10 protein-coding genes and 1 pseudogene are annotated in these 8103 nt (G+C 70.8%); 5 read left to right on the forward strand and 6 right to left on the reverse strand.

Features of this window, described 5'->3' with window-relative positions:
- Window positions 1–102: 102 nt before the first annotated feature.
- The 3 genes and pseudogenes from DMH12_RS35400 to DMH12_RS35410 form a co-directional block, all read right to left on the reverse strand.
- Window positions 103–513 (reverse strand): annotated as a pseudogene (locus DMH12_RS35400) (cellulose-binding domain-containing protein); the annotation flags it as partial.
- Between the two features lie 123 nt (window positions 514–636).
- On the reverse strand, window positions 637–1278 hold the full coding sequence (locus DMH12_RS35405) for a response regulator transcription factor (protein ID WP_125495414.1): 642 nt from the start codon (window positions 1276–1278) through the stop codon (window positions 637–639).
- A complete protein-coding gene (locus DMH12_RS35410; RefSeq protein ID WP_125495415.1) occupies window positions 1275–2471 on the reverse strand; it encodes a sensor histidine kinase in 1197 nt (398 codons plus the stop codon). The genes DMH12_RS35405 and DMH12_RS35410 overlap by 4 nt, the downstream gene beginning before the upstream one ends.
- Window positions 2472–2623: 152 nt before the next feature.
- On the opposite strand from DMH12_RS35410, the gene DMH12_RS35415 reads away from it, so the two are divergent.
- Window positions 2624–3226 carry a hypothetical protein gene (locus tag DMH12_RS35415; RefSeq protein WP_125495416.1) on the forward strand — a complete coding sequence of 201 codons (603 nt, stop codon included), beginning with the start codon at window positions 2624–2626 and terminating at the stop codon, window positions 3224–3226.
- 38 nt (window positions 3227–3264) lie between these two features.
- On the opposite strand, the gene DMH12_RS35420 is transcribed toward DMH12_RS35415, so the two are convergent.
- From DMH12_RS35420 to DMH12_RS35430, 3 genes are all read right to left on the reverse strand, one after another.
- Window positions 3265–3837, reverse strand: a complete 573-nt coding sequence (locus DMH12_RS35420; RefSeq protein ID WP_125495417.1) for a cob(I)yrinic acid a,c-diamide adenosyltransferase — start codon at window positions 3835–3837, stop codon at window positions 3265–3267.
- A gap of 13 nt (window positions 3838–3850) precedes the next feature.
- Entirely contained in the window at window positions 3851–4600 is a 750-nt protein-coding gene (locus DMH12_RS35425) for an ABC transporter permease (protein ID WP_122616260.1), read from the reverse strand.
- Between the two features lie 91 nt (window positions 4601–4691).
- Entirely contained in the window at window positions 4692–5474 is a 783-nt protein-coding gene (locus tag DMH12_RS35430) for an ABC transporter ATP-binding protein (protein WP_125495418.1), read from the reverse strand.
- Between the two features lie 81 nt (window positions 5475–5555).
- Here DMH12_RS35430 and DMH12_RS35435 point away from each other — a divergent pair, with 81 nt between their 5' ends.
- From DMH12_RS35435 to DMH12_RS35450, 4 genes are all read left to right on the forward strand, one after another.
- A complete protein-coding gene (locus tag DMH12_RS35435) occupies window positions 5556–6197 on the forward strand; it encodes a TetR/AcrR family transcriptional regulator (RefSeq protein ID WP_125495419.1) in 642 nt (213 codons plus the stop codon).
- A gap of 136 nt (window positions 6198–6333) precedes the next feature.
- Window positions 6334–7182, forward strand: coding sequence for a 3-hydroxyacyl-CoA dehydrogenase family protein (locus DMH12_RS35440; RefSeq protein WP_125495420.1), 849 nt, complete (start codon window positions 6334–6336; stop codon window positions 7180–7182).
- Between the two features lie 173 nt (window positions 7183–7355).
- Window positions 7356–7679 carry an STAS domain-containing protein gene (locus DMH12_RS35445; protein ID WP_003973611.1) on the forward strand — a complete coding sequence of 108 codons (324 nt, stop codon included), beginning with the start codon at window positions 7356–7358 and terminating at the stop codon, window positions 7677–7679.
- A 226-nt stretch (window positions 7680–7905) separates the two neighbouring features.
- Window positions 7906–8103 (forward strand): hypothetical protein (locus DMH12_RS35450; protein WP_148107580.1); only part of this gene is annotated, 198 nt, incomplete at its 3' end.

Below are 8103 nucleotides of genomic sequence, written 5' to 3' on the forward strand. Positions count from 1 at the left end.
TCATCGCCGTGTTCTAGCTCGTATTTTTTTTTTTTTCAAACAAAAGGCCGGAATACATTTTTTCGCCTTTTCCGGTGGCCTGGAAATTTTTAAAAAAAGCAGGGGGGTGGACCCGCCGTCACAGCTGCCGCCGTTGAGCTTGCAGTTGGAGGGGGAGCCGGGGCCGCTGCCGTTGAAGCCGAAGGAGACCGAGGCGCCGGGGGCGAGCGTCCCGTTCCAGCCGACGTTCTTGGCGGTCCAGTGGTCGCCGGAGTTGGTGACCGTGGCGTCCCAGGCGGAGGTGACCTTGGTGCCGGAGGGGAAGTCCCACTCGACGGTCCAGGAGCTGATGGACGTGGTGCCGGTGTTCTTCACCGTCCAGTTGCCGCCGAAGCCCGTGCCCCAGTCCGAGGTCTTGCTGAACGTGGCCGTCGCACTCGTCGCGGCCTGGGCCGGACTCGCCAGGCCGACCAGTCCGGCCAGCGGGAGTGACAGACACGCGACGAGGGCCGCGACTCTGTGTCTGAAGCGCATGCTGCGCCTCCTTATGTGAGGTTGTGTTGTGGCCATGACTGAGCCTCATGTCCACAGTGCCGCGAGAATAGAAAGGTCTGGACCTTAGGTCAATAGGTCTGGACCAGTGGGGGATGCTCCCTCTTAGATCCCCAACTCCTGCGCGAGCACCGCGGCTTGCACGCGGCTGCGCAGTGACAGCTTCCCCAGCAGGCGGCTGACGTGCGTCTTCACCGTGGCCTCCGCCATGTCGAGACGCTCGGCGATCGCGGCGTTGGACAGGCCCTCGCCGAGGCAGGACAGCACCTCCCGCTCCCGCCGGGTCAGCTCCCGCAGCCCCGCCGGGTCGGCGGCCGGATCCCGCACCGGCTTCGCCGCGAACTCCGCGATCAGGCGCCGGGTGACGGCCGGGGCGACGATGCCCTCGCCGGCCGCCACCGTGCGCACGGCCGTGAGCAGGTCCCGGGCCTCCGTGTTCTTCAGCAGGAACCCGGCGGCACCCGCCCGCAGCGCTCCGAAGACGTACTCGTCCAGGTCGAAGGTGGTCAGCACGAGCACGTCGGCCAGGCCCTCGCCGACCACGATCGCGGTCGCCGACACCCCGTCCATGCGCGGCATCTGAACGTCCATCAGCACCAGGTCGGGACGTAGCTCCCGGGCCAGCGCCACCGCCCGCTCGCCGTCCGCGGCCTCCCCGACGACCTCGATGTCCGGTGCGCTGCCGAGGATGAGCACCAGTCCCGCGCGCACGGCGGACTGGTCCTCGGCGACGAGGACGCGGATCATGCCAGGTCTCCTTCGGTCAGGGGCAGCACGGCGCACACCGCCCAGATCTTGCCGTCCGGCGAGCCGGGGTCCGCCACCGCCCCGGCCTCGAAGCTGCCGCGCAGCAGCGCGGCACGCTCCCGCATGCCGACCAGACCGGCGCCGGAACCGGGGGCCCGGGGGGTGTCGCGGCCGCCGTACGGGCTGGTCACGCGCACCCGCAGGGCCGTTTCGTCGCGGGTGAGCCGGACCAGGACCGTCCCCGGCGAGCCGTGCTTGAGGGCGTTGGTCAGCGACTCCTGCACGATCCGGTACGCGGCCAGCTCGACCGGCGCGGGCAGGTTGTCGCCGGGGGCCGCGTCCAGCGTGACGTCGAGGCCGTTGGCGCGGGCGCCGTCGACGAGCGCGCCGAGTCCGTCGAGGGTGGGGGCGGCGGCCGGCTCGGTGTCCCCGCCGTCGTCCCGCAGGATGCCGATCAGACGGCGCATCTCGGCCAGCCCCTCCACGCTGTTCTCGCGGATCACGCCGAGCGCCTGCCGGGTGGTGGCAGGGTCGTCCAGGGAGAGCGCGGCGGTGGAGTGGATGGCGATCGCGGAGAGGTGGTTGGCGACCATGTCGTGCAGCTCGCGGGCCATCCGGGAGCGCTCCGCGGTCACCGCCTGGACCCGGTCCATCTCGGCCAGCAGCGCGGTCTGCTCGGCCCGCAGCAGGGCGGCGTCGGCGGCCTCGCGGTGGTTGCGCACGATCAGTCCGGTGGAGGCGGGCGCGAAGGACACGATCCCGACGGCGACCCCGATCAGCAGCGCCTCGGGCTGCCGCCACAGGGCGAACGGCACGACCGTCCCGGCCACCGTGAGCAGCCCGGTGATCCAGGGGATGCGGCGGGCCGAGGCGGGCGGGCCGTAGAGCACGGCGGCGTACATCACGTCGGTGTACATGATCACCGTGACCAGGCTGCCCTGGGTGAGCGTGTCCCCGATCAGCGCGGCGGTGCCGATCAGCAGGCCGGTGCGGGGAGCGGAGCGGCGCAGCAGTTCGCAGGCCGCCATGACCGCGAGCGGGACCAGCAGCGGCCACTTGCCGTCGAACAGCACGACCGGCTCGTCGGCCGGGCGCACGCCCAGTCCGATGCCCCACAGCAGCAGGCCGCCGAGCAGTCCGGCCGCGGCGGCGTAGCAGTCGAAGCGGCGCGGGCGGGGGAGTCGTACGGCCATGTCCCCATCCAACACGGCCAGGGGCCCGCCCGCCTGATGCCGGGGAAGGGTCCCGCACTGCATCTTTCGATGTACCGGAGGTTCGTCACCGGCGACGACGATCCGGGGCGGGCGGCACGGGAGTCTGGAAGGGCGATCGAGAGGAGCGAACCGTGATCGTCACCCTGATCATCGTCTGCGAGATCGGCTTCTGGGTGCTGCTGGCGGCCGGGCTGTCCGTCCGCTATCTGCTGCGGATGCCGCGCACGGGCATGGCGCTGCTGCTGTGCGAGCCGCTGCTGGAGGTCGTGCTGCTGGTGGTCACCGCGCTGGACCTGAAGAACGGCGCCGACCCGAGCTGGAAGCACGGCCTCGCGGCGCTGTACATCGGCTACACCGTCGGCCACGGCCACCGCACCGTGAAGTGGCTCGACGGCCATGCCGCCCACCGGATCGGCGGCGCCCCCAGGCCGGCCGGGCCCCCGCGCTACGGCATGGCCCGCGCCCGGCACGAGGGCAGGGTCTGGCTCGGCACGCTGCTCGCCGCCGCGGTGGCGACCGGGCTGCTCCAGATCGCCATGTGGTACGTCGACGACCCGAGCCGCACCACGTCCCTGGAGAGCTGGCAGTACACGGCCTGGCGCGCGGCCGGCATCCACGGCCTGATCGCCCTCACCTACGCGATCTGGCCGAAAAAGGCCCCGTCAGGAGAGCGCCCCGAGGAGCGCCCCGAAGGGGCGCGGGACACTGCGCGATCAGCCACGACGAAGCGGTAGCCGGACCGGTCGCCGTCGCACCCCTCCCCGCGGAGCGGTCAGCGCTCCCCGCCCGGCACCCACAGCACGTCCCCGACCTCCTTGTTCGCCACGCGGGCCAGGATGAACAGGAGGTCGGACAGGCGGTTGAGGTAGGTCGCGGTGAGCGGGTTCATGGTCTCCCCGTGGGCCTCCAGGGCCGCCCAGGTCGAGCGCTCGGCCCGCCGGACCACCGTGCAGGCCTGGTGCAGCAGCGCCGCGCCGGGCGTGCCGCCGGGCAGGATGAAGGAGCGGAGCTTCTCCACCTCGGCCAGGTAGCGGTCGCAGTCCGCCTCCAGCTTGTCGACGTAGAACTGCTCGACCCGGAGCGGCGGGAACTCCGGCTTCTCCACCACTGGCGTCGACAGGTCCGCGCCCACGTCGAACAGGTCGTTCTGGACCCGGACGAGGACCTTGACGACGTCCTCCGGCAGACCGCCCAGGGCGATGGCCGTGCCGATCACCGCGTTCGCCTCGTTGGCGTCGGCGTACGCGGAGATCCTGAGGTCGGTCTTCGGGACCCGGCTCATGTCACCGAGGGCGGTGGTGCCCTGGTCGCCGGTCCGGGTGTAGATGCGCGTCAGGTTGACCATGAGGCCAGCCTAGTTACGCACCGGCGCTCCGGAACACGCGTGTGCCCACCGTCACGGCCAGTGCGGTGAACGCGAGCGCCACCAGCGTGCCGTACAGCATGTGCGCCGTCGCGTAGCTGCCGACGTAGGCGTCCCGCACGGCGTCGACCAGATAGCGGAACGGCATCAGGTGCGACAGCACGTCCAGCCACGCCGGTCCCAGCGTCATCGGCAGCATCAGGCCGGACAGCAGCATCGACGGCATCGTCAGCGCGTTGACGGCGGGCCCGAACGACTGCGGCGTGCGGACCTTCATCGCCAGCGCGTACGACAGCGACGCCAGCGACACCGTGAGCAGAGCGACGAACGCGAAGCCGATCAGCACCCCGGCCAGCGGCGCCCGCAGGCCCATCACCACGGCCGCCAGCACCAGCAGCACCGCCTGGAAGGCGAAGACCGTGGCGTCCCGCAGCACCCGGCCGAGCAGCAGCGCCAGTCGGCTGACCGGCGTGACGCGCATGCGTTCGACCACGCCCTGACCGTTCTCGATGATGACCGAGAAGCCGGCGAAGGAAGCGCCGAACAACCCCAGCTGGAGCAGCAGGCCGGGCACCAGCACCTGCCAGGAGCTGCCGCGCCCGCCGAGCGGCAGATCGGTCAGCAGCGGGCCGAAGAAGAGCAGGTACAGCAGCGGCATCAGCACGCCGAACAGCAGCGCGAAGCGGGAGCGCAGGGACTGGCGCAGATAGCGGCCGTAGATGAGCGCGGTGTCGTGGAACAGCATCGGGTCAGCCTCGGATCTCGGGGTGCGGTACGGCGGCTTGGGGCTTCTACGGAGGCGGCTCGGCGCTTCTGCGGGGGGCCGCTCGGGGCTTCTACACGGCCACGGGCGCGGCGTCGGCCGGCGCGGCGCCGCGCCCGGTGATGGCGAGGAAGGTGTCCTGGAGCGTGGCGTCGGCCGCGCCGCCGTACTCCCGCTTCAGGGCGTCCGGCGTGCCCTCGGCGACCACCACCCCGCCGTCCACGACGACCAGCCGGTCGGAGAGCGCGTCGGCCTCGTCGAGGTAGTGGGTGGTGAGGAAGACCGTCGTGCCCTGCTCGTCGCGCAGCCGCCGCACCAGGTCCCACAGGTCGGCGCGGCTGCCCGGGTCGAGCCCGGTGGTCGGCTCGTCCAGGAAGAGGATCTCCGGGCGGTGCGTGAGCGCCATCGCGATGTCCAGCCGCCGCCGCTGACCGCCGGAGAGTGCGCCGCACTTGCGGTCGAGCAGCGCGGAGAGGTCAAGGTCGCGGGCGAGTTCCTCCGCGCGCCCCTCGGCCCGCGCCCGGGGCAGCCGGTACAGGCGGCCCTGGGTGACCAGCTCCTCCCGCACGGTGATCTGCGGGTCCACCCCGCCCGACTGCGCCACGTACCCGCAGGCCCGGCGCACCCCCGCGGGGTCGGCCGCCAGGTCGTGTCCCGCGACGGTGGCCGCGCCGCCGGTGGGGGCGAGCAGCGTCGTGAGCATCCGCAGGGTGGTGGTCTTGCCGGCGCCGTTGGGCCCCAGGAAGCCGAGGATCTCGCCCTCGCGGACGGACAGGTCGATGCCGCGCACGGCCTCGACCGGGCCGCGCGCGGTCGTGAAGGTCCGGGCCAGGCCGGCCGTACTGATGATTGCCATGCGCTCCAGAAAAACAGAGACACTTGAATTTTGCAACGGCCCCAATTTTCCACCGGCACCAGCGAAGCCTAGGATGGGCACATGGCCGAGGGACTCAGGGAACGGAAGAAGCGGCAGACCCGGCAGTACCTCTCGGACGTCGCCACGGGGCTGTTCCTGGAGCGCGGCTTCGAGGCGGTGACGGTCGCCGAGGTCGCGGAGGCCGCGAACGTCTCCGTGAACACCGTGTACAACTACTTCCCGGCCAAGGAGGACCTGTTCCTCGACCGCTCCAAGGGCGTGGTCGACCGGCTGTCGCGCTGGGTGCGCGGGCGGGGCGCCGGAGAGTCCGCCGCGTACGCCGTCCTGCGCGAGCTGCGCGACGAGGTCGAGTCGGTCTCGCCGCGTGTGGGCCTGATGGACGGGTATGCCGGATTCATGAAGGTCGTGCAGGAGTCGCCCGCCCTGCGGTCCAGGATGTGGGCCATCGGCCAGGAGGTGCTGGCCAATCTCGAGGTGACCCTCAGGGAGGAGACCGGCGCCGCGGCCGACGACCCGCTGCCCGCCCTGATGGCCGGTCAGATCAACTGGCTGCACGGCACCGTGATGGCGGGAATCGGCCAGCGCATGGTCGCCGGGGGCAGACCGGCCCAGGTCTCCCGCGAGATGCTCCTGCTGCTGGACGAGATGGAGGAGCTGTTGAGTGAGAAGGTGCTCAACTACGCCGTACGGGGCGTGGAGTGACACCCGAATGACACACGTCGGTGTGATGTCCGTCATGTGAGACGTGACGCGCGTTACTAACCGGTCACACAGCCCCTCACGCCCGCTAATCTCCGGCCGAGAGACCAAGGACAGCTTGTATCAGGGGAGTCGCACAGTGGCACGGAAGCTCGCCGTCATCGGAGCCGGCCTCATGGGGTCCGGCATCGCCCAGGTCGCCGCGCAGGCGGGCTGGGACGTCGTCCTGCGGGACGTCACCGACGAGGCGCTGCGGCGCGGCACGGACGGCATCCGCACCTCGTACGACAGGTTCGTCGCCAAGGGGAAGCTGGCGTCCGAGGAGGCCGACGCCGCGCTCGGGCGGATCACCGCGACCACCGACCTGGACGCCGTCGCGGACGCGGACGTGGTCGTGGAGGCCGTCTTCGAGAAGCTCGAGGTCAAGCACGAGATCTTCCGCGCGCTCGACAAGGTGGTGAAGGACGGGGCGATCCTCGCGTCCAACACCTCCGCCATCCCGATCACCAAGATCGCGGCGGTGACGGAACGCCCCGAACGGGTCGTCGGCACCCACTTCTTCTCGCCGGTCCCCATGATGCAGCTGTGCGAGCTGGTGCGCGGCTACAAGACCAGCGACGAAACGCTCGCCACCGCACGTGAGTTCGCCGAGTCCACCGGCAAGACCTGCATCGTCGTCAACCGCGACGTGGCGGGCTTCGTGACCACCCGCCTCATCTCCGCCCTCGTCGTCGAGGCCGCGAAGCTGTACGAGTCGGGTGTCGCCACCGCCGAGGACATCGACCTCGCCTGCAAGCTGGGCTTCGGCCACGCCATGGGGCCGCTGGCCACCGCCGACCTGACGGGCGTCGACATCCTGCTGCACGCCACGGGCAACATCTACACCGAGTCCCAGGACGAGAAGTTCGCCCCGCCGGAGCTGATGCGCCGGATGGTGGACGCCGGTGACATCGGCCGCAAGAGCGGGCAGGGCTTCTACAAGCACTGAAGTCCCATCGGCCCCGGGAGACATCACACGCCGGGGTGAATTCGGTATCGGTTCGCTTACAGGCGGCAACCTCCGGTCGTTTCGGCCAGTCAGAGGATGCAACACCTGATATCGCCGAGAGATCACGTCGAAGAATCGAAGAGACGAACACGGACGCACGCCGGGGAGCGCATATGCACATCAGGGGCGACCACGTCGAGCTGGTCGTCGGGGGCCGCCTCGACGTCCGCAGCGCGGCGGACGCCCGTACGGTCCTGCACTCGGCCGTCGACGACGGAGTCGGCGACCTGGTGCTCGACCTGTCAGAGCTGGACTCCTGGGACGCGACCGGACTCGGCGTGATCATGGGGGCCCACCGGCGGGCCGGCCGCTGCGGCCGGCGGCTGGTGCTGCGCGGAGTACCTCCGCAGATGCAGCGCCTGCTGGTGGCCACCAGGCTGCACAGGATCCTGGCCATCGAGGGCGGCATCGGCGTGGAGACCCTGCCCAGGGTGTGACGTCCCGTCCCCGACACACGCAATCCTCACGAGACCGTGACGTCTCGGGCGGGGCGGTACCCCGGGCTGTCGGAGATACTGAGCGAAGGTTTAGGGTCTGGCTGCCCGCACTTTTGCGAACCCATCGGCGGGACCGGACCAGAAGCGACAGCGCGGTGTGCGGCAAGGCCGGGAGGGTGGTCCCGACCGGGGCCCAGCACACGACGCTTTTGGGGGGCTTGAACCGATGGACCCGAACACCCGGGGACCCGAGGAGTACGGCCACGACGGCGACACGCCGCGCCCGCGCCCTCCCAGGGATCCCCTCACCTCCGACTTCGGACAGCCCGCGCTCGCCCGCACGGTGCAGCTCGTCTCCGGCGACTTCCTGCTCACCGTCAACCCCGTCGACGGCAGCGAGATCGAGGTCTGCCCGCCCGCCGAA

Source organism: Streptomyces sp. WAC 04229 (genome assembly GCF_003947455.1).
Classification (GTDB): Bacteria; Actinomycetota; Actinomycetes; order Streptomycetales; family Streptomycetaceae; genus Streptomyces.

Bases quoted from the DNA above. Each gene is read 5' to 3' on its own strand.
- DMH12_RS35425 (WP_122616260.1), bottom strand. From the start codon at position 4,600: ATGCTGTTCCACGACACCGCGCTCATCTACGGCCGCTATCTGCGCCAG.
- DMH12_RS35420 (WP_125495417.1), bottom strand. From the start codon at position 3,837: ATGGTCAACCTGACGCGCATCTACACCCGGACCGGCGACCAGGGCACC.
- DMH12_RS35445 (WP_003973611.1), top strand. From the start codon at position 7,356: ATGCACATCAGGGGCGACCACGTCGAGCTGGTCGTCGGGGGCCGCCTC.
- DMH12_RS35430 (WP_125495418.1), bottom strand. From the start codon at position 5,474: ATGGCAATCATCAGTACGGCCGGCCTGGCCCGGACCTTCACGACCGCG.
- DMH12_RS35405 (WP_125495414.1), bottom strand. From the start codon at position 1,278: ATGATCCGCGTCCTCGTCGCCGAGGACCAGTCCGCCGTGCGCGCGGGA.
- DMH12_RS35410 (WP_125495415.1), bottom strand. From the start codon at position 2,471: ATGGCCGTACGACTCCCCCGCCCGCGCCGCTTCGACTGCTACGCCGCC.
- DMH12_RS35435 (WP_125495419.1), top strand. From the start codon at position 5,556: ATGGCCGAGGGACTCAGGGAACGGAAGAAGCGGCAGACCCGGCAGTAC.